This is a genomic window from Longimicrobium sp. (assembly GCF_036399935.1).
GTDB lineage: Bacteria > Gemmatimonadota > Gemmatimonadetes > Longimicrobiales > Longimicrobiaceae > Longimicrobium.
In genome coordinates this window covers 15861-37139 of record NZ_DASWMD010000016.1, presented here as the reverse complement: position 1 = coordinate 37139, position 21279 = coordinate 15861, and the positions used below count along the sequence as shown (strand labels likewise).

Here is a 21279-nt window from a genome sequence, read left to right as displayed (position 1 = left end):
GGCGGGCGAGAGTCGGGAGGCGCCGCGGACGGACGATGCATCCTACTGCGAACCACGGCAAGGGGGAAGGTTTCTCACCGTCGGGAAACCACCGTTCATCCACAAGCGCTCCCCGGCCGAGGCGCCCTGCGCGGTGATCGGCGCGGCGGCTCCGTGGGTCCGCTGATCCGAAGGAGGTTGGTACGAAAGGAGGGGGCCGGCGCCGGCGCCGGTCCCCTCCTATCATCCGCATCCATCGTGGATCGCCCCACCCCGGTCACTCGATGCGCTGTGCCACGACGTCCGGCTGCCCGGCCCTCCGGAGCAGGAACTGCGATGCCTGCTGGCCGGTGTTCGCGGAAAAGACCAGTTCCGCCTCCAGCTCCGGGGCCGCGAACACGGTGGGCGTCCGCGCCCGCAGCACCAGGCGGCTCAACCCGGGCGCTTCACCGAAGAGCGTGCCTCCCTCCCGGGTGACGGTGACCACCATTCCATCGGGCAGCCTGTACCTTCCCGTGTAGGCGGCCAGAACCCGCTCGTCCACCTGCACGTCCCCGCTCGGGACCGCGGCGGCGCCCGCGTCCGCCACTCGCTCGTGCCAGAAGGGGCCCTGGACCATCCCCACGATCCGCCCGGCGGAATCGGCGCGGAAGGCCACGTACAGCTCACCGTAGTCCAGTTGCCCGTTCATCAGCCGGAACAGCAGCGGTTCCACCTGCCCCCACTCACCGCCCCAGAACGCGATCGTGCTGTCGTCGGCGACGGTGACGTCGAGCGTCCGCGGAACGTAGCCCCGTTCACCGGTGCAGCTATGGCACCATGCGTCCCACCGGTAGCGGCCGGCGAACCGGCCCACGTCGTCGCGCACCCGCGGACGGGTCCAGGGGGTGTCCTCCGTCTCCAGCCCCTCCACCCGCGGCAGCATCCGCGCGGCGACCCGGCGCACCACCCGCTGCTCCAGGCTGGCGACTTCCCGGTTTGCCGCGATGAACACCCCCGTGCCCTGCTCCGGCCACAGCCACATGGAGGCGGCATAGCCGTTCATGCTCCCGGAATGATAGAGGGCCGGGTGCCCGTTCAGGCGCGCCTCGAAGAAGCCGTACGCCGTTCCGAGCAGCCGCGGATGGTTTCGGAAGTGGGTGCGGTGCATCCGGGCCGCGGCCGAATCCGAGAGGATGCGTGCGCGGCCATAGCGCCCGCCCTGCAGGTGGGCGATCATGAACTTCGCCATGTCGGCCCCTGTGGCGTTCACGTCCGAGGCGGGATACGTGTGAAAGTGCTCCCACTCTTCAGGGGCGTACCCGCCCGGGCCGTATGCGTATCCCACGGCCGCATCCCCGCGCAGCGCATCCGGCACCAGGCCCACGCTGCTCCCGTGCATCCCGAGCGGCGTGAAGATCTCCCGCTCCATGTAGGCGGACAGCCTGGCGCCGGATACCTGCTCGACCAGGTGCCCCGCCAGCGCGATACCGTAGGTGGAGTAGCTGATGTGCTCGCCTGGCGCGAAACGCGGCACCAGCCGTTCTCGCAGGAATTGCGAGAGGGGAAGAACGTCCTGGGGGCGGGCTGCCTTGCGGCCGGGGCTGATCTCGTCGAAGCCGGCCGTATGGCCGAGCAGGTGCTCGGAGGTCACCGGGCGGCCGTACGGCGCCGGGACCTTCCATCCGGGCAGGTACGCGTTCACGTCCTCGTCCAGGCGAAGGCGTCCGCGGTCGGCCAGCTGCACCAGCGCCGTCGCCGTGAACACCTTCGAGATCGACCCGATGCGGAAAATCGTTCGCTCGGGATCGACGGGAACGCTGTCCCGCAGGTCGGCGTAGCCGTACCCCTTCCCGAGATACACCTCGCCGCCGCGCACCACGACGACCACCGCGCCGGGGATGTGCGATCGCGCCATCTCGTCGACGATCACCGAGTCGAGAGCCGCCTCGAGCCCGGTGCGGGAGGAGGGCGCGAAGCCGGGCCGAGTGGCCGCTCCCGGGGCGCAGGCGGCGGATGCCACCAGCCCGGCGAGCGCGCCCGCCCCGAGGATGGCGAGCGAACGAGATTTTGAAGAGCGGAGCATCTGGCACCGGTGCGCGTCGTTTGGCGGGAAGGGACCGCGAAGATTTCGATGGCCCTGCCCCCAAGTTTCGCCGCGTGCACCCCGGACGGACAACGCCTTCGGTGCCACCGGCGGCCGATACGGCGCGACCGGCCGGGGGCGTGGCGCGAGCGGCGGCTATGCGGCGCCCAGCACCCGGTGCAGCCGTTCTCCGTACCGCCTGCTCATCCGCAGCTCTGTTCCGTCGCGCAGCAGCACCAGCGAATCGCCGGCGAACCAGGGGCGCAGTTCCCGCACCTGCTCCAGGTTCACCAGCGTAGACCTGTGGATGCGAACGAACCCGGCGGGACCCAGCCGCCCCTCCATGGCGCGCAGGGTCTCACGGACCATGTGCGTCTGCCCCCCGGTGGTGTGGACGAGGACGTAATGGCCGTCCGCCTGGATCCAGCGCACCTCGGCGGGTGACACGAAGACGGTACGGTCCGCAAGCTTCAGCATCAGGTGCCCGGGAGCCGAAGGCCGGGCCGCCAGTGCCCTGGCCTGGCGGTTCCGGGCGCGGCGGAGGGCCGCCCTGAACCGTGCCCGCAGCCGCGCAGCCCAATCTTCGCGAAGCGACTCCGCCTGGTGGGCGCGCGCCGCGTGCGCGCTGGAAAGCCGGCGGGCATCCAGCAGGTGTGCCGCGCCCACGATCACCACGTAGTTCGTGAGTCCCTCGTGAAACGTGGATGCCAGCCACCGCGAGAGAGGAATCGGTTCCAGGGCTCCCACCGCCACGTCGAGCAGGTAGATGATGCTGAGCGCGCCCACACTGATCGAGGCACCGGCCGCCGCGTGAACCGCCAGGTTTCGGCCGGTGCGGCCGGTTCCCAGTGGAAACCGGCGCGCAAGGTACACCACGGCCGGGGTGAGGACGGCGGCGGTGTAGGGCCCCAGGAGCCGCCGGAACACCATGGGCCCGCTCAGGCCTGTCGCGAGCGCCTGTTGCACCAGGTAAAGCACTCCCACGGTACTCCACCCGCCCAGCACCAGTACGAATGGGCGCCACCCGGCGAAGGATACGAATGCGCGCTGGCCGGCGGTCGATGCTTGCATGAGCGATGAGGGAGATCCAGGTGGAGCCCGGGAAGGGCGGGATGAACGAGGCGGCACCGGCCCCGGCCGCGGCCTTCACGATCGCGGGGGGGCGAAGCCGTCCGAGCAGCTGACGAGCCGGAAGCCGTGCGCGGAAAGTAAGCGCCCGGTGCGCTCCGGCGATACCGCGTTTCGCCGCGGGTTGAGCCCTGCGCGGGCGATGGGGGAGGTCACACCCGGAAGCGGGCAGGCACGCCGTCCGCTGCCTGCCCGCCCCTTCGTACCACCGGGTTCCGGCCCCTGGTTCCCGTCCTGGCCCTTGGCTGCCCACTCCCATCACTGGATCGGTTGGCTGGTCTCATGAGAACGGATCGTCCTGTCTGGAAATGCAGCCCTCTCGGAACCAGCGTTCCTGCTGCGTCCCCCGGTGGCGGGCGGTACGCTGCCCGCCGCGGGCCCGTGCTCGGCCCGATCCCGCTGTTGAGCGCGCCCCTGGTGACAATGGAAGAGAGGGACTTGCGCGTTTTGCGCGGACATGGTTACTTCCCAAATCCAGTCCTAAATGATGTGGGCACCCCGGACGCCCTCTGCGTTGCCGCGCCCGCGGCCCCCGACGCACGCGATCCGCCTTCCTTCCACAGAGGAGAAGAGCATGCTGGCCACCGCCGAACCATCGATCTTCACGGAGCAGAACTGGCACCTCTACACCCCGGAGAACCACGACGTCTGGGAGTTGCTGTACGCGCGGCGGATGCGCGATCTCCAGCGGACGGGGAGCCGCGTCTTCCTGGAGGGCGCGGCCGCGATCGGGCTGCAGGCCGAATCCGTCCCCGACCTGGACGACGTGAACCGCCGGCTGGCGGCGCTCACCGGGTGGGCGGCGGTCCCGGTGGTGGGCTTCATTCCCGCTCGCAGCTTCTTCGGGCAGCTGGCGGAACGCCGCTTTCCGACCACCGTGTCCGTGCGTCCCCGCGACCAGCTGGACTACCTGCCGGAGCCCGACATCTTCCACGACGTCTTCGGCCACGTCCCGCTGCACGCGGACCCCGTCTTCGCCAACTTCCTCCAGGAGTTCGGCCAGGTGGCGGCGCGCGTCCGGTCGGAAGAGGGCATGCGCCGAATGGCGCGGCTCTTCTGGTTTACGGTGGAGTTCGGGCTGGTGCGCGAGGATGGCGAGGTAAAGGTGTACGGCAGCGGCCTCATCTCCTCGCACGGCGAGGCGGCGAACGCGCTGGGACCCAACTGCGACCGGCGGCCCTTCTCGCTGGAGGCGGTGATGGAGCAGCACTTCGAGATCGACCGCTTTCAGGACGTGCTGTTCGTGACGGAATCCTTCGATCAGCTCTTCGAGGCGGTAGAGGAGGCGAAGCGGGTCGTCCACTGACGCGCCCCCGCATCCGAGCTACAACGCAAGACGCCGCCGCTCTGGCGAGCGGCGGCGTCTTCGCAACGAGCCGGCGACGATACGCCGACGATGCGACGACGGCGCCAGGGCCGCCGCCGCCTGCCGTTTGGGCAGTCTAAGCCTTACTCCACCGTAACGCTCTTCGCCAGGTTCCGCGGCTGGTCCACGTTGGTGCCGCGCAGCACGGCGATGTGGTACGCCAGCAGCTGCAGCGGCACGCTGGCCAAAATGGGCGTCAGCGCGTCGTGCGTGCGCGGGATGCGGATCACGTGGTCGACGACCTCCTCCAGCTCGGTGTCGTCCTGGCTGACGACGGCGATGATGCAGCCGCCGCGCGCCTTTACCTCGTCGATGTTGCTGCGCACCTTGTCGTACACCGCGTCCTTGGGCGCGATGACCACCACGGGCATGTTCTCGTCGATCAGCGCGATGGGCCCGTGCTTCATCTCGGCCGCGGGGTAGCCCTCGGCGTGGATGTAGCTGATCTCCTTGAGCTTGAGCGCCCCCTCCAGCGCCGCCGGGAAGTTGTAGCCGCGCCCCAGGTACAGGAAGTTGCGGCTGTCCTTGTACTGCTCGGCCAGCTTCCGGATCTCTTCCTCGGTCTTCAGGATCTCCGACACCTGCTCCGGCAGCTGCCGCAGCGCGCGCACGATCTCGCGCGCCCGCGACTGGCTGAGCGTGCCCCGCAGCCGGCCCAGGTGAATGGTGATCATGGCCAGCACCACCACCTGGCTGGTGAAAGCCTTGGTCGACGCCACGCCGATCTCCGGGCCGGCGTGCAGGTACACGCCCGCGTCGGTTTCGCGCGCGATGGTTGAGCCCACCGCGTTGACGATGCCCAGCGTGGTGGCGCCCTGCTGCTTGGCCTCGCGCATGGCCCACAGCGTGTCGGCCGTTTCGCCCGACTGCGAGATGGGGATGGCGATGGTGCCCGGCTCCACCACGGCGCGGCGGTAGCGGAACTCCGACGCGTACTCCACCTCGGTGGGAATGCGGGCGATGTCCTCCAGCAGGTACTCGCCGATCACCCCGCTGTGCCAGCTGGTGCCGCAGCCCAGGATCACCACGCGCGTCGCCGCGCGAAGCTCGTCGTCCATCCCCGTCAGGCCGCCCAGCTTCACCGCGCCCTCGTCCTCCAGCAGGCGCCCGCGCATGGTTTCGCGCAGGGTGGTGGGCTGCTCCGTGATCTCCTTGAGCATGAAGTGCGCGTAGCCGCCGCGCTCCACCTCGCTGAGGTCCCAGTCCACGCGGTTCACGGGGCGGTCCACCGGGCCCTGCTTGGGGCGATGGACCACGTACCCGGACTTGGTGATGGTGGCCATGTCGCCGTCGTCCAGGTAGATGACGTCGCGCGTGTGGGCGATCACCGCCGCCGCGTCGCTGGCCACGAACGTTTCGCCGTTCTCGCCCACGCCGATCAGCAGGGGGCTGCCCAGCCGGGCCGCGACGATCTTGCCGGGGTCGCGCGTCGACACCACGGCGATGCCGTAGGTGCCCTCCACCTGGGTGAGCGCGATTTCCACGGCGCGCTCCAGCGACTCGCCCGCGCGGCCGGTGCCGGAGTTGTAGATCTCCTCGATCAGGTGCACCAGCACCTCGGTGTCGGTCTCGGAGCTGAACACGTGCCCGCGCTCCTGCAGCACCTTCCGCAGCGTCCCGGCGTTCTCGATGATGCCGTTGTGCACCACGGCGAAGTCGCCCTTTTCCGACAGGTGCGGGTGGGCGTTGCGGGTGGTGGGCGGGCCGTGCGTGGCCCAGCGCGTATGGCCGATGCCGTACCAGCCCTCGGCGGGCTCCTGCACCAGCAGCTTCTCCAGCTCGGCGATCTTGCCGGCCTCCTTGCGCACCTCCAGGTGGCCGTTGTTCGACACGACGATCCCGGCCGAGTCGTAGCCGCGGTACTCCAGCCGCTTCAGCCCCTGGATGAGCATGGGGGTCACCTGCTGCTCACCGATGTATCCGACGATTCCGCACATGGCTCTTCAGGTCGCGCGTGTGTGATCAGATCGGGGGCGTCCGTGAACGACCGTCCGCCCGTTGTTGCCGTCCCACTTTTCGTTCCCGCCGCTGCCCGCGGTTCAGGGAAGCGCCGCCCGCAGCGTTTCCACCAGCGCCGAGGCATCCGCGCGCGTGGGCGCCTCGCAGATGATGCGCACGATGGGCTCCGTCCCCGACGGCCGCAGGTGGGCCCAGCGCTTTTCCGCGGCCCACGAAAGCCGCAGCCCGTCCTGCCGGTCGGCGTGCGCCTCGGGAAAGTGCTTCGCCAGCGCGTCGTAGACGGCGTCCAGCGGCTGCGCGGGGCGCGGCACCTTTTCCTTGACGATCTCGTACCGCCCGATCTCTGCCGCCAGCTGGTGAAGGGGCTTCCCCGTTTCGGCCAGCAGCTGAAGGACCAGCGCGGCCGCCACCGGCGCGTCGCGCGTCAGGTGCACGTCGGGAAGGATCACCCCGCCGTTCCCCTCGCCGCCGATGGTGGCGTTCTCCGCTTGCATCCGGCGCGCCACGTTGATCTCGCCCACCGCCGCGCGGACGATAGGCACGCCGGCGCGCTCGGCCACGTCGTCCATCACCCGGCTGGTCGACAGGTTGGTCACCAGCGGTCCCGGGCGGTGGCGCAGCACCAGCATGGAAGCCAGCGCCAGCGTGTAGTCCTCGCCGATGGCGCTTCCCTCCCCCGACACCAGCGAGAGCCGGTCCACGTCGGGGTCCGTCGCCAATCCCAGGTCGGCGCCGCTGGAGCGAACCAGCGCCTCCAGCTCGCCCAGGTTCTCGGCCACGGGCTCCGGCTCGCGCGGAAAGAGGCCGTCCGTTTCCATGTTGATCGCGCTCACCCGGCACCCCAGCGCCTCCAGCAGCTGCGGAAAGATGCGGCCGCCCGCGCCGCGGACGCAGTCCAGCGCCACGTGGAAGTTCCGCGAGCGAATGAGCTCCACGTCCACGAAGGAAATGGCGAGGATGCGCTGCAGGTGGCGCTCCACCGCGCCCTCGTCCTGGCTGTAGCCGCCCAGGTCGCTCCAGATGGCCCGGGGGATCTCGCCGTCCAGGAAGGCGCGCATCTCGGCGCCTTCGTCGGCGTCCAGGAACATCCCCGTGGGGCCGATGAACTTCAGCGCGTTCCACTCGATGGGGTTGTGGCTGGCCGTCACCGCCAGCCCCCCCGCCGCCTTCAGGTCTTCCACCGCCAGCTGCACCGTGGGGGTGGGCGCGATACCCACGTCCACCACGTCGCACCCCACGGACTGCAGCCCCGCCGTGGCCGCCCGCGCGAACATGGGGCCCGACACGCGCGAGTCGCGGCCCAGCACCACCGTCTTGCCCGGGCCGCGCTTGATGGCGTACGCGCCGAACGCCGCCGCGAAGCGGGCGATCACTTCGGGGGTCAGCCCCTCGGCCACGCGCCCCCGCACGCCGGAGACGCTCACCATCAGGTTGGAGGTATCGATCACGGGCAGCCCGGGTTTGCGGTACGTCGTCGGAGCGCCGGGGCGTAGCCCGGCGGGGGCGCCAATGTCACGCCCGCGAACAAAGCCGTCAAGCAGCCTGGCGGCGGCGCCTGGAAGCGGTCTTCGCGCCCGGCGGGACCGCGTCCTTGTCCAAGGCTCCCGGCTGGGCCCGCGGCCGCGGGCCGGTGGTGATCACCGCCACCGCCGCCACGATCACCGCCGCGGCGACCAGCACCCGCGCCGTCACCGCCTCGCCCGCCATCGCCCATCCCAGGAACACGGCCACCACCGGGTTCACGTAGGCGTAGGTGGACACGCGCGCCGGCGAGCTGACCCCCAGCAGCCAGATGTACGCGCTGAAGCCCACCAGCGAGCCGAACACCACCAGGTAGGCCAGGGCCGCCAGCGACCGGCCGGTGAACGCCGCCGGGTTCAGCCCCGCCAGCTCGCCGCGCGCGGCGCCCGCCACCAGCAGCAGCACGCCGCCGCACAGCATCTCCATCCCCGTCGCCACGAAGGCGTTGGCCGGGAGCGTGGCCCCGCGGGCATGGATGGAGCCGATGGACCAGGCGAGCGAGGCGCACAGCACCAGCGCCGCCCCGCCGAAATCCACCGCGCCGGTGCCGGCCAGCTGCGAGGGGCCCACCAGGATCACCATCCCCGCGAACCCCACGGTCAGCCCCGCCGCCACCCGCCCCGTGGGCCGCGTGCCGCCCGGGCGTAGCCACTCCAGCAGCACCATCCACAGCGGCACCATCGCCACCAGCAGCGCCGCCACCCCCGAGGGCACCGTGCGCTCGGCCAGCGTCACCCCGCCGTTGCCGCACACCAGCAGCAGCGCCCCGATGACGGCGGCGCTCGTCCAGTGCCGCCGCGTGGGCGCGGGCTCCCCGCGCAAACGCATGAATGCGTACAGCACCCCGCCCGCAAGCAGGAATCGGACCCCCGCCATCAGGAGCGGGGGAAGGGTCTCGATGGCGAAACGGATGGCCAGGTAGGTGCTGCCCCACAGCAGGTACACGGCGGCGAAGGCCGCGATCACCCACCCCATGGCGGGAGCCCGGGACTCGCTCATGCGGGGCCTCCCGCGCGGGGCGGATGGATGGCCGTGGTCTCCTTCACCGTGTCCATCACGATGGTGGAGCGGGTGGAGCGGATGGTGTCGATGGCGCCGAACCGCTCGCGCAGCAGCTCGCCCAGCTCGCGCGTTCCCGCCACCCGCAGCTTGGTGAGAAAGCAGTCCTCGCCCGCCACGTGGTGCACTTCCAGCACCTCGGGAATCTGCGCCAGCCGCTCGGCGGTGGTGATGGCGCCGGCCCGCTCGTCGGCGCGCACGAACACGTACGCCGTCAGCTTCAGCCCCAGCGCCTCGGGGTTGATGCGGGCCGTGTAGCCCTCGATCACCCCGCGCTCCTCCAGCTTGCGGATCCGCTCCAGGATGGCCGAGGGCGCCATCCCCACCTGCCGCGCGATCTCGGCGTTGGAGATGCGGGCGTTGTCCTGGAGAATGGCCAGGATCTGCCGGTCGATGTCGTCTACCATTCTTGCGTTCTCCTTCTGCACTGACGATACTTCCGCCAGAATGCTCCGTCAACGTCCGGTCGTTCAGCAGAGCGCGTGCCGCGCCGAACGATTGGTTCCGTCTGTGCGGAGAGGGACGGGCGGTTGCCGCCGGCTTCGGGCGTGGGCTATGTTGGCGCCGCCGCGGCGTCTGGACAACACGAGATCACGAGACCGATGAAAGACGAGATGAACATGGCGGGGCTGGGGCTGGGCACCATCGCCATCCACGCCGGCCAGCGGCCCGACCCCACCACCGGCGCCATCATGATGCCGGTGTACCAGACGTCCACGTACGTGCAGCCCGAGCTGGGGCGCCACCTGGGCTACGAGTACGCGCGCACCCACAACCCCACGCGCGAGGCGTACGAGCGCAACGTGGCCGCGCTGGAGAACGGGGCGCATGGCATCGCGTTCTCGTCCGGCTTGGCGGCGACCGACACGATGATGAAGCTGCTGAGCGCCGGCGACCACGTGGTCTGCGGCGAGGGGGTGTACGGCGGCACCTACCGGCTGTTCGACAAGGTGATCTCGCGGCTGGGCATCGAGTTCAGCTTCGTCGACAGCAGCGATCCGGCGGCCCTGCGCGCGGCGGTGAAGCCCAACACGCGGCTGATCCACCTGGAAACGCCCACCAACCCCATGATGCGGCTGAGCGACATCGCCGAGGCGGCGGAGATCGCGAAGGCGGCGGGGGCGCTGCTGAGCGTCGACAACACCTTCGCGTCGCCGTACAACCAGCGCCCGCTGGAGCTGGGCGCCGACATCGTGCTGCACTCGGTGACCAAGTACGTCAACGGGCACAGCGACATGGTGGGCGGCATCATCGTGGTGCGCAGCGACGAGCTGCACGACCGGCTGCGCTTTCTGCAGAACGCGGCGGGCGCGGTGCCCGGCCCGTGGGACTGCTGGCTGGCGCTGCGCGGCACCAAGACGATTCACCTGCGCATGGCGGCTCACAACACAAACGGGCAGCAGATCGCGGAGTGGCTGGATGCGCATGCCAAGGTGGAGCAGGTGTACTACCCCGGGCTTCCCGCGCACCCGCAGCACGAGCTCGCCCGTCGGCAGATGCGCGGGTTCACGGGAATGATCAGCATCGAGATGGGGTCGCTGGAGCGCGCGGCGGCGTTCGTGAACGGCGTGCGCATCTTTGCGCTGGCCGAGTCGCTGGGCGGGGTGGAAAGCCTGATCGGCCATCCGGCGAAGATGACGCACGCGTCCATCCCCCGCGACCGCCGCTACGCCATGGGCCTCACCGACGGCCTGGTGCGGCTTTCCTGCGGCGTGGAAGACGTGCAGGACCTGATCGCCGACCTGGAGCAGGCGCTCGCCGCGGTCTGACGAGAGCGCAGGCATGACGAAACCGCTCCGGGGCAGGTGCCCCGGAGCGGTTTCGTCGTGTACTTGGCGCAGACCCCCGGCTACCGTTCGCGGAACCACTGCGGCAGGGATTCCTCGTGTGCCAGGTCCAGCTCCAGCGTGGTCGCTCCGCCGTCCGTCTGGGCACCTACTGTGAACGCCCCATACGCCTCGTCGACGCGGAGCACTGCCCGGCCGTCTTCCACCGGGACGGGCCACACGGATGGATGGAAGGTCTGGTGCAGGTGGAACGTCACTTCACCTTCCAGCGGCTTGCCATCTTTGGACTCCGCCTCGACGATCAAATCGAATTCGAGCACGTCGAGCTGCTTCTCCCCCTGCGGATGCGGCTGGGCGTTGGCCACGCGCAGGACGCGGCCATTCTGATCGGGCCTTCCGCCCCACCGCCCCTTCTGCTGGTCGAGCGGGTCGTGTAGCGGCGCGACCGCGTCCGCGCCGGCCAGGTCCGCCACGGCCGCCACATCGATCGCGTCCGCGCCCAGTTCAAGCGCCCGTCCGTGAATGACCTGGTGCACGGCGGAGAGCAGGTCCACTAGCCCTCGGTGGCTCCCCGGCCCCTTGGTGATGTGGTAGAACACGGGCGCGATTCCGAACTTGCCCTGGAACCGATTGCGGATGAACTCCTTCTCATCGGGACGGTCGTATCCGATTAGCGCGAAGTGCTGGGGCTTGCCCGTGCCCAGCTTGGCGTTCACCTCCCGCATCAGGTGGTTGATGTCGGGGTCGGTCACGGAAAACCCGATGAACACCACCGGCTGGGTGAGGAACAAGGCGAGCAGCTTGCTCCGTGCCTCGTCGGACCTCACGTACCGCGCCGCGTACGAGCTTTCCGTCAGGATCACCTTGGCCGGATCGTCGTAGCGGCCGTGCAGATACAACAGGTAGGGGATCTCCGGGTCTGCGGAAAGGTCGACGAAGAACTCGCGAAGATCGGCCTCATGGGTCCATTCCACCACTCGCAGCCGGTTGTTGAACGCCTGCTCGATGCACGAGTCGTAGTTGGTGGTGAGGATGTGCCGGAACCCCATCTGCGAGATCACCCGCAACACGTTCCCGACCTGACCCCGTGGCGAGAACATCGAGCCGATCACGTCGCAGAACGCATCTTCGCCGATGATGCGCCGGTACTCCTCCGCCTCCCACGCGGGATCTTTCAGATTCTCTACGAAGATTTCGTGCTTGTGGGGGATCATCCCCTTCGCCTTCTCCTTCAGGGCCGCCAGCAGCCCGTTCCAGTCCGGGTACCCGGCGTCTACGCTGGTGCCGGCTCCCAGCAGCGCCAGCGGCCGGCGCGGCCTGCCCATGGCCTGCACGAATGCATCGAAGAATTCGTCCCTGTCGAAAAGTTCGGCCATGATTCGAAAGCGGCGGCGGGTGGATGGAGACACGCGGGGAAGATAAAGATACGCGGCGCAGGAGCGATTTCCTACAATGCAGAAGATCCTCGGAACCAGAGGTCGGGAAGCTGACGGAGCCCGAGGCCTCGGCTTCGATGACCGCTCCCGCGCCCAGGCTTGTACGTGGCCGCGGCTAGATCCTTCGGCCCCCACAGAGGCGTGTGCGGGCCGGCTCGGCGCGCCTAGGCCTCAAGATGACAGGCTGTGGGGTCCCCCGGCTTGGGTGGAGCACTACACTGGCTCCCTTCCCCCGGCGCAGTTTGCGGGGGAAGGGTTGGGGATGGGGGGCGCTGGCCGTCGCGACGCACTCATCGAGGCGCACCGCAGCCTGAAGTGTACCCCCTCTCCCACGCTGTTTGTGGGAGAGGGTGGCACGCGTGTCAGCGCGGCCGGGTGAGGGCCCCACGGCAGCCGAGGCCCCGGCTTCGGTGGCCCCGCTGCCGCGCCCAGGCTTTTACGCGTCCGCGGCTGGATCCTTCGGCCCGCACAGAGGCGTGTGCGGGCCGGTTTGGCGCGCCTGGGCCTCAGGATGACAGGCTGCGAGGTGCATTCAAACCGGGTGATGCACCACATCGCATCAGCCCTAACCGGACGCTAATCGCCGGGGCGGCGCAGCCGCATTGTAGACGAGACGCCTGGATTGTATCGTCTCCAGCACGGCTTGTCGCCCCGCGGTGCGCCGCATTTCCGCGCGCGAATCCCACAGGAGAGATCGATGAAGAACCTGCTGATGCTTGCCGCCGCCGCGGCGGTGATCGCCACGCCCGCCGCCGCGCAGGCTCCCGCACACGCGCACGCGGGGCACACGACGCACACCGCCCATCCCGCTCCCGCCCGCGCCGTGTCGGCCGAGGAGGCGGAGGTGCGCGCCGCGCTGCAGCACTACCTGAACGGCCACGCGACGGGACAGGGCTCGGAGTTCGCGGCGGTGATGCACCCCGACATGAAGATGATGTTCATCCGCGACGGGCAGCTGACCCAGCGCACCAGCGCGGAGTACATCGCGGGCACCAGCGGCCGTCCCGCGGCGGACGAGGCGCAGCGCCGCCGGTGGATCGAAAGCGTGGACGTCACCGGAAACGCCGCGGTGGCCAAGATCGTCCTGGACTATCCCACGACGCGCCTGACGGACTACTTCACCCTGCTGAAGATCGATGGCGAGTGGAAGATCATGAACAAGATCTTCCACGCCGAGCCGAAGACGGGCAACTAGCTCGGTTCAGGGGGGGGAGCCGGGGACGCGCGCCCGCATCCCCGGCCCGGCGGAATCCAGGGCATCGACCCGCGGAACGGCGCGCGGACCGCCAGCCGGCGCCTGCATGCGCACGAGCGGGTACGTCACCTGGCGCGCCGCCCAGTCCGCCGTCAGCCCCAGGCTCACGGGGCGGTTGCGCAGCCCGCGCCGGAACACGCCGCGAAGCCCGTTCACCTGCAGCCCGTGGTCCGCGCCGTCGACGACGAGGAGCGAGTCGCCGGGATGGTCCACACGGCTGCGCGCCGCTGCGACGGCGGCCCGGCTCGCCTCCACCGGCACCAGGACGTCCTCGCCGCCCCAGACCGCGAGCACCGCAACGCCCAGCCGCTCCAGCGCGGGAACGGGGGTGTAGTCCATCTTCGTCCGATACCAGCCCCACCACCAGTCGTCGGGCGAGGTGGGCCCGGCCAGCCCGGCATACGGGGTCCCCGCCGCCGAGCGGAGCGCCGCCTGGTACTCCGCCCACCCCTCGGCACTCCGCGCGTAGCGGTGCTTCAGCCGCTGCAGGCGCATGGCGGCGCGCCGCTGCTCCGGGTCCGCCGTCATCGCGCGCACCTGCAGGCTCGTCTGGTGAAGGTTCTGCTCCGCGAACGTTACCCCCGGCCCGGACTGCATCGCCACGAACGCCAGCCCCTCGCGCAGCGCCACCTCCGGCGCGATCACCGCCCCCTCGCTTCCCCCCCACACGCCCACGCGCCCCGAGTCCACCCACGGGTGCCGGCGAAGCTCCCGCGCGGCGGCCGCGGCGTCGTCGATGACCGCGCTGAACGGACTGCGCCGCCAGTCCCCGCCCGATCCACCGCTCCCCCGCTTGTCGTAGACCAGCACCACGAACCCGCGCCGGACGAACGCGTCGGCCAGCATCCCGTAGTACGGATTCTCGCGGCCGTCCGGACCGGAGCCGTGCAGCAGCACCACCGCGGGGTGGCGCCCGCCCGCCGCCGGCCCCACGACGGTGCCCGCGAGCGGAACGCCGGCACCGCGGATGGCAATGTCCTGGCGCCGGGTCGGCGGCTCGCCGCACGCCGCCGTGGCGAACCATGCGGCGAGAGCGGTGACGAGGGCGGCACGATACGAAAGCATCGGATTTTCGATTGGGATGATGAACTCCGGCGAGACCGTGAACGGGAGCACGGAAAAGGGCACCCCGCAAGAGGTGCCCTTTCTGCCGCAGACGCGTTCGGGAACGACATGGGTCGGCTGGGACTCGAACCCAGGACCAATCGGTTAAAAGCCGAGTGCTCTACCAACTGAGCTACCGACCCGCGCCCCAAAGATAGGGCACTCGGGCCGCGCGCTCAACCCACGGCGTCACAGCACCGCGATCATCCCCGGCGTGTCGACGTACGACTCCATGCGGACCACCTTCCCGCGGCGAAACTCGTACACGTGCGTGGCGCCCAGGTCGAACGCCGCGCCCGTGCGCCGGGCAATCCCCCGCGTGCGCCCGCTGACGATCACCCGTTCCCCCGCGGGCAGCACCGCCTGCATCTCGAAGCGCGAATCCACGTGTTCCATCAGGGTGTCGAAGAACCCACGCGCCTCGTCCAGCCCGCGGAAGGTGCCGCCCCAGGGAAGGTGCGTGCTCTGGCGGATGACGACGTCCGGCGCAAAGCACGAGAACACGTCCAGCAGGTCGCGGCGCGCGTAGGCGTCGTACATCGCGCGGATCATCGCGGCGTCGGCGCAGGAGTCGCACGAGGCGGGGAGCGGCCGCGGCGCGGCGGCGATGGTGGGGGGCAGCACGTCCGTCGCAACCATGGCCGGCGATCTCCTGTACGGGTTCTGTCCGATGTCGTGTGAGCGTGTGATGAATCTGCTCGCCGACACCCTGCCCGGCATGGGTAGAACGCACCAGGAGGCCTAAAAGAGGTGGGCCCGGGGAAGGGCCGATCCCGAGCGCCCGCGGCTTCCGTCGATGCGGAACCGGGGCGGATCAGCCCGGCTGGCGGCGCGTCAACCGGCGGATCCGGAGCGCGAAGCGGAAGAGGACGACGAGCAGCACCGCCACCAGCACCAGCGCCAGCAGCGGCGCCAGGAACGCGAGCACGATCGCGGCCACTGCCGCGATGTCCTCCAGCACGCTCAGCACGGGGTTCCCCAGCCCGCCCGTGGTCGCGGTACTTCCCACGCGGGCCGTCGCCTTGGCCCCGTGCACCCCCAGCGCCAGGGGAGCGCCCAGCACGATGCCGATGCCCACCGCGAACTCCGGCGACACCTGGTACAGGAACGGCGTCGCGGCGAGTGCGGCCAGCACGGGCTTGCTCACCACCTGCACCGAGTCCAGCACGTGGTCCACCAGCGGCACCTTGTCGCCCAAAATCTCCAGCAGCGTCGCGACGCCGAAGATCACCATCGTCTGGGGCCGGTCCAGCCACTCCATCGCGGGCGGCAGCGGCATCTCCGACATCCAGGCGGCCACGCTGGCGCTGAAGATGGGAAGAAAGGCACGCAGCCCCGCGCAGGCGGCCAGCACCAGGCCCAGCGCGGCGGCGGAAAGTGCTTCCATGTCGATCGATGGCGAGGGGGGTGGGACGGAACCGGCGGCGTCCTGATACTCACGCGCGCCGCGCCCCAGCACAATGGCGGGCACGTGGCCAGGGGATTGCTTTCGGCATCCGTTCGGTGTACATTGTGTGCGGAAGAAGCTCCCCCACACCAGCCGGACGGGTCCCGAGATGCAGCTGGTTCAGCTCCGCGGGCGCGGCACCGCGCACAATCCCAAGAACCGGTTCGAATCGGCCGAGTACGTCCCCGACGACGAGGCATTCGACCCGGACGAGCCCGGCCCGCGCACGCAGTTGATGCGCGATCACACGCGCGGCATCATCACGCGCAACGACAGCCCCGACATCCCGTTCGACGCCAGCGTGAACCCGTACCGCGGCTGCGAGCACGGCTGCGTGTACTGCTTCGCGCGGCCCACGCACGAGTACCTGGGCTTCTCGTCGGGCCTGGACTTCGAGACGAAGATCCTGGTGAAGCACGACGCGCCCGAGCTGCTGCGCAAGGAGCTGCAGTCGCCCCGGTGGAAGCCGCAGCCCATTGCCATCAGCGGCGTCACCGACCCGTACCAGCCGGCGGAGCGCAAGCTGGGCATCACCCGCCAGTGCCTGGAGGTGCTGGCCGAGTTCCGCAACCCGGTGGGCATCGTCACCAAGAACCACCTGGTCACTCGCGACGCCGACCTGCTGGGCGAGTTGGCGTCGTACGGCGCCGGCGTCGTCAACATCTCCGTGACCACGCTCGACGAAAAGCTGCAGCGGGTGATGGAGCCGCGCGCCAGCACTCCGGCGCGCCGGCTGGAGGCCATCCGCGTGCTCTCCGCCGCCGGCATACCCGTGCGCGTGCTGATCGCGCCCGTCGTCCCGGGGCTCACGGACCACGAGATGCCGGCCATTGCCGCCGCCGCGGCGGAGGCAGGCGCCACGGCCGCAGGATACATCCCGCTGCGCCTGCCGTTCGCGCTCAAGGAATTGTTCGAAACCTGGCTGGCCACGCACTTCCCGGATCGCAAGGACAAGGTGCTCAACCGCATCCGCGCCATCCGCGGCGGCAAGCTGTACGATCCGCAGTGGGGCACGCGCATGCGGGGCGAGGGAATCTTCGCGGTGCAGATGGGGGCGCTGTTCGCCACGGCCTGCCGCAAGTCGGGGCTGACGGAAGAGCTGCCTCCCCTGTCCACGGCCGCCTTCCACCGGCCGCACGATTCGCGTGGGCAACTCGGATTGTTCGGGGCGATCTGAAGCATGAGCACTCCCGGCGTGCAACTCGCGCGAGATGCGCTTCCGTTCCTGGTCGACCGCGTTCAGACCTCTCAACTGACGCGCGTCCAACCGCGCGCCAATGTCGCGCGTACACGACAGCCCCGAAGTGCCGTTCGACGGTGAACCCGCCCCGCGCCTGCGAGCACGGCTGCTCCCTCACAATTTCGCAGCCGCACGACCGTGCGGCGGGGCAATTTCGAGGGTCCAGGGATGGCTGCGCGGAGTACTGGCCCGGCCCGAAAACACGAAACCCTGGTTCCCACGTTTTCTTGATGTATCGGAACGCCGTTCTGCCGATCGCGGCCCGGCGGGAAGCTCGAACGCTGCCCAACTTCATAGCGGGAAAAGCTCGCTGGAAGCACCGATCTGTTGATGCGGAGCGGCGAGCGAAGTAGGTTGGACCTCACTCGCTTTCACGCACTCGGCGCCGTGCCCTCGGACCAATGCTACAAGCGCGTGTATGAACCCGGGCGGGCGTTGCACCGCCTTTCAGAATCTCTCCACCCCAAGCGAATACCTCACCGGTCGGACGGATCTGCACAGCTCGGTAGCTGGCGAGACGCCCTGACGCGAGCGGGGTTCCACCCAGAGGTGACGGAGTTGCTCCAGGCGGTCGGGATGCAAGGCGGAGAGGCTGACTTCGGAGGATTCTCCCGCAAGTGCGGCGGGGATACGGATCTCATGTCACACCCGCAAGCATCGCCTCCGGAACTCCGTCGATTCCTGCGGATCGGCTCGGCCGCCTGATGTCTTGCCCCTCCTCCCCTCCCCATGGGTCCAGCACGCGGACACTCACATGCATGACAGCCTCCCGATCCGCGGCTGGGCCCGCCGCCTCTCGCTCGCGCGCAGGCTAGCGGCGCACGCCGCGATCTTCATGGTGTTGGGCACGAGCACATCCGCCTGCGAACCGTGGACGGATGGAGGGAACCACACCAGTGGCCCCGTGCATGAACTCGCTCGTGCCGGAATCGCGAGGCGGATCCAGCCTCTCCTGTCGGTGCCGCTCCGATACGGGACATGCATCCCGCGCACCGCACCGGACGCGCTGATTTCGCGTACTGATTGCGCGACCGGCCTGGACCCGTCCTCGGATCGTGTCACCACGATCACGAGCCGTGCTCTGGCGGCAATCCGGTCAACCGGTGATCGCGAGGCAATGCACGCCGTCGCGCTGATTGACGTCCTCTGGGCGGACGATGAGGGAATTTCTCTGCAACGGTCCATCACATACCTGCAGACGGTCGCAACCCTGACGGATCGCCCGGCACCCGCGCTCGCGGACCTCGCGGCCGCGTACCTTGTGAGGGCCGAGCAAACGCAGAATGCAAGGGATCTGCTCGAAGCCGCGGAAGCCGCCGAGCGCGCCGCCACCCTTGAGCCGCGGAACGCGGCCGCCCGCTTCAATCTCGGGCTTGCGCTGGACCGACTAGGCCTGGACCACCAGGCGGCGAATACCTGGAGGGAGTTCCTGATGCTGGATTCGACTTCGGGGTGGGCGGCGGAGGCGAGGCGGCGGGTGCACGCGCTGGAGCGGCCACCCGCCCGTCCGGAGTTCCCGGCGGCGGATGCGGGACAGAGCGCAGCGGCGGCGTATGCGGCGCAGACCCCGCAGGAGGCACGGCTTCTCGGATGGGATCGTCTGCTCGGCGCGTGGGGAACTGCCGTCCTGCGCGACGACTCCGCAGGCGCGGAGGAACCGCTCCGCCTCGCGGAGGCGCTGGCTGGGGAGCTCGAAACCAGAGGGGGTGATGCGACGCTGGGCGATGCGGTACGGGCCATCCGCGCCCACGCCAGCTCCTCGACAGCCACGCGGGCACTCGCGCAAGCTCACCACGAATTCGCAGCGGGCCGCAAGGCATTTTTGGACGTAGACTACGAAGCCGCCGACGCGAGGTTCGCCGCTGTGCTTGCGCTCCGCCCGCCGTCGGCGCCTCTGCTCGACTGGGCCCTGATGTTCCGGTCCGCAACGCTGGTGTACGATGGGCGCCTCGCGGAAGCGGAGGCAATCCTGGAGTCCTTGTCCGAGCGCGCCGACACGGTTCGGCATGCGGCGCTCGCCGGCCGCGGCCGCGCAGCAATGGCGACCACTCTCCTCCGTACAGGGCGGCTGGAGGACGCTCTTGACGCAGTTCAGGGAGCGGTTCGACTGCTTGAGAGAACGGGGGAGACGGAGCATCTGGGGGGCGCACTGTACGTCGAAGCAGACGTCCATTTCGCTCTTGGCGCACCGTCCGCGGGATACGTCGCAATCCTTCGAGCGCTGATGATCCTGAGGCCCTACCGCCGGTCCGTGTGGCAGTGCAACCTGCTCTCGGTAGCTGCGAGGACGGCAGCCACAGACGGCTTCGTGCGGGCCTCCAAGCGGTTTCAGGACGAACGTGTGGCCGTGGCTGAGCGCAACGGGCATCCGCTGTACAGGGCCGAGGCCCGACTTGCGCGGGCGCAGGTGCTCAGCGCCTTGGGCGACGACGCGGCGGCTGCCGCCGACGTCCAGGAGGGTGAGGGCCTCGCGGAGAGGATCAAGCCGGAGTTCATCCGGACCTGGATCATCGTGGACTTGAGGCTCGCGCGGGCGGCCTCACTGCGCCACAATGCCCCCGCGCAATCGGCCGCGGTGCTGGATTCCGTGTTGGAGCGCCGCAATGACACGCTGATCCCCATCCGGATGCTCCGCGCCCTTCTCGGGCGCGCCGAGGCGCGGCTGGCACTCGGTGACGAGGCAGGGGCAACGGCTGACCTTGACGGTGCGGCGGGCGTCATCGAGCGCCAGCGCGCCGCTATTCTGCGCGCGCCGCTCCGTGCGTCGCTGCTCGATGCCGGCCGGGCGATGTTTGACCGGCTGATCATGTTGCGGCTTTCCGCAGGCGATACCGCGGCGGCCCTGGCATACCTGGACCGGAGCCGCGCCTCGTTCGCCTCGTCCGCGGAACAGGACCCGGTGGATCTGGGAGAGCGGGAGTGGGGGCGACGGCGCGAGGCCGCCGTCGCCTACGCGCTGATCGGCGACACGCTCCTGATCTCGACCGCGACCGAAGCAGGCCGCCGCCTCACGCGCATCACCGTGAGCCGCGCGCACCTGGCGCAGGTCGCCGAGCGGGCTCGCTCGCTGCTGGAACTGCGGGCGGACGCCGCCGCCCGCCCTGATCTCACGGAGCTGTACGACCGGCTGATCCGGCCGGTGCGGGACCGGCTCGCAACCGACAGCACGGTGCTGGCGCTCCTTGCCGAAGGCGAACTGGCGGGCGTTCCCTTCGCGGCCCTCTACGACTCCGCTCGGGGGCGCTACCTGGTGCAGGATCGTCCGCTCCGCTTTGGCGGCGGCACGCGCGACAAGAGCAGCCGTCCCCGTGGCAGACCATTCCGGGCGCTGTTGGTGGCGGATCCCGCGTTCGACCGCCGGGTGCACTTGGAGCTGGGGCTGCTGCCGGGTGCGGGCGAGGAGGTTCGCTGGATCCGCGCCTTCTATCCGGACGCGGAGGTGCTCGCCCGCGACAAGGCCACCCACAATGCTCTCCGGGGGGCGCTGGGGCGCGCCGGGATCCTCCACTTCGCCGGACACGCGGTGTTCGACGACGAGCGGCCGGAGCAGTCGTATCTGGTTACGGCAGCGCAGCGCGGCGGCCCAGGAAAGCTGACTGCAGCCGAGCTCGAAACGGTCGACCTGCGGCACGTCCGCCTAGTGGTGCTCTCGGCCTGCCAGACGCTCCGGGGGCACGCCGGGCGGTCGGGAGGGTTCGCCGGGTTCTCCAGCGCGCTGCTCGCCGCGGGGGCCGGGGGGACGGTGGGCAGCCTCTGGCGGGTAGACGATCAGCTGACGCGGGAGCTGATGGTGGCCTTTCACGAAGAGTACGCCCGCTCCGACGACGCGCCGGGAGCGTTGCGTGCGGCCCAACTCAAGCTGCTGAGCTCGACCGATCCTGCGCTCCGGTCCCCGGCCGCGTGGGCCGGGTTCCGCTACGACGGGAACTGATT

15 protein-coding genes and 1 tRNA gene are annotated in these 21279 nt (G+C 69.9%); 5 read left to right on the top strand and 11 right to left on the bottom strand.

Going from position 1 to position 21279, the window contains the following annotated elements:
- Positions 1-256: 256 nt before the first annotated feature.
- Both VGB24_RS04825 and VGB24_RS04820 read right to left on the bottom strand, forming a co-directional pair.
- Positions 257-2044 (bottom strand): serine hydrolase, encoded by a 1788-nt coding sequence (locus VGB24_RS04825; RefSeq protein ID WP_331071826.1) that lies wholly within the window; start codon positions 2042-2044, stop codon positions 257-259.
- Between the two features lie 156 nt (positions 2045-2200).
- Positions 2201-3115: a LytTR family DNA-binding domain-containing protein gene (locus VGB24_RS04820; RefSeq protein WP_331071825.1), complete on the bottom strand. Its 915-nt coding sequence runs from the start codon at positions 3113-3115 to the stop codon at positions 2201-2203.
- A gap of 631 nt (positions 3116-3746) precedes the next feature.
- Here VGB24_RS04820 and VGB24_RS04815 point away from each other — a divergent pair.
- Positions 3747-4478 carry a phenylalanine 4-monooxygenase gene (locus VGB24_RS04815; RefSeq protein WP_331071824.1) on the top strand — a complete coding sequence of 244 codons (732 nt, stop codon included), beginning with the start codon at positions 3747-3749 and terminating at the stop codon, positions 4476-4478.
- A 143-nt stretch (positions 4479-4621) separates the two neighbouring features.
- On the opposite strand, the gene glmS is transcribed toward VGB24_RS04815, so the two are convergent.
- The 4 genes from glmS to VGB24_RS04795 form a co-directional block, all read right to left on the bottom strand.
- On the bottom strand, positions 4622-6475 hold the full coding sequence (glmS, locus tag VGB24_RS04810; protein WP_331071823.1) for a glutamine--fructose-6-phosphate transaminase (isomerizing): 1854 nt from the start codon (positions 6473-6475) through the stop codon (positions 4622-4624).
- Positions 6476-6577: 102 nt separating this feature from the next.
- Positions 6578-7945 (bottom strand): phosphoglucosamine mutase, encoded by a 1368-nt coding sequence (gene glmM / locus VGB24_RS04805; protein ID WP_331071822.1) that lies wholly within the window; start codon positions 7943-7945, stop codon positions 6578-6580.
- Between the two features lie 85 nt (positions 7946-8030).
- Positions 8031-9017, bottom strand: coding sequence for a drug/metabolite exporter YedA (gene yedA, locus VGB24_RS04800; RefSeq protein ID WP_331071821.1), 987 nt, complete (start codon positions 9015-9017; stop codon positions 8031-8033).
- Positions 9014-9484, bottom strand: a complete 471-nt coding sequence (locus tag VGB24_RS04795; RefSeq protein WP_331071820.1) for an Lrp/AsnC family transcriptional regulator — start codon at positions 9482-9484, stop codon at positions 9014-9016. Before VGB24_RS04795 ends, yedA begins: the two co-directional genes overlap by 4 nt.
- 195 nt (positions 9485-9679) lie before the next feature.
- Here VGB24_RS04795 and VGB24_RS04790 point away from each other — a divergent pair, with 195 nt between their 5' ends.
- Positions 9680-10846 (top strand): cystathionine gamma-synthase, encoded by a 1167-nt coding sequence (locus tag VGB24_RS04790; protein ID WP_331071819.1) that lies wholly within the window; start codon positions 9680-9682, stop codon positions 10844-10846.
- Positions 10847-10926: 80 nt separating this feature from the next.
- On the opposite strand, the gene VGB24_RS04785 is transcribed toward VGB24_RS04790, so the two are convergent.
- Complete coding sequence (locus tag VGB24_RS04785) at positions 10927-12240, bottom strand: SIR2 family protein (RefSeq protein ID WP_331071818.1); 1314 nt, start codon at positions 12238-12240, stop codon at positions 10927-10929.
- Between the two features lie 757 nt (positions 12241-12997).
- On the opposite strand from VGB24_RS04785, the gene VGB24_RS04780 reads away from it, so the two are divergent.
- Entirely contained in the window at positions 12998-13495 is a 498-nt protein-coding gene (locus tag VGB24_RS04780) for a nuclear transport factor 2 family protein (RefSeq protein ID WP_331071817.1), read from the top strand.
- Positions 13496-13501: 6 nt separating this feature from the next.
- Here the strand turns inward: VGB24_RS04780 and VGB24_RS04775 are convergent, their stop codons facing one another.
- The 4 genes from VGB24_RS04775 to VGB24_RS04760 form a co-directional block, all read right to left on the bottom strand.
- Positions 13502-14620, bottom strand: coding sequence for an alpha/beta hydrolase family protein (locus VGB24_RS04775; protein ID WP_331071816.1), 1119 nt, complete (start codon positions 14618-14620; stop codon positions 13502-13504).
- A gap of 109 nt (positions 14621-14729) precedes the next feature.
- Positions 14730-14802: transfer RNA gene (locus VGB24_RS04770), tRNA-Lys, on the bottom strand.
- A gap of 46 nt (positions 14803-14848) precedes the next feature.
- Positions 14849-15298 (bottom strand): nuclear transport factor 2 family protein, encoded by a 450-nt coding sequence (locus VGB24_RS04765; protein ID WP_331071815.1) that lies wholly within the window; start codon positions 15296-15298, stop codon positions 14849-14851.
- Positions 15299-15473: 175 nt separating this feature from the next.
- A complete protein-coding gene (locus VGB24_RS04760) occupies positions 15474-16046 on the bottom strand; it encodes a DUF4126 domain-containing protein (RefSeq protein WP_331071814.1) in 573 nt (190 codons plus the stop codon).
- A gap of 169 nt (positions 16047-16215) precedes the next feature.
- On the opposite strand from VGB24_RS04760, the gene VGB24_RS04755 reads away from it, so the two are divergent.
- Both VGB24_RS04755 and VGB24_RS04750 read left to right on the top strand, forming a co-directional pair.
- Entirely contained in the window at positions 16216-17283 is a 1068-nt protein-coding gene (locus VGB24_RS04755; RefSeq protein WP_331071813.1) for a PA0069 family radical SAM protein, read from the top strand.
- An 817-nt stretch (positions 17284-18100) separates the two neighbouring features.
- Positions 18101-21277, top strand: a complete 3177-nt coding sequence (locus VGB24_RS04750; protein ID WP_331071812.1) for a CHAT domain-containing protein — start codon at positions 18101-18103, stop codon at positions 21275-21277.
- Positions 21278-21279 lie beyond the last annotated feature (2 nt).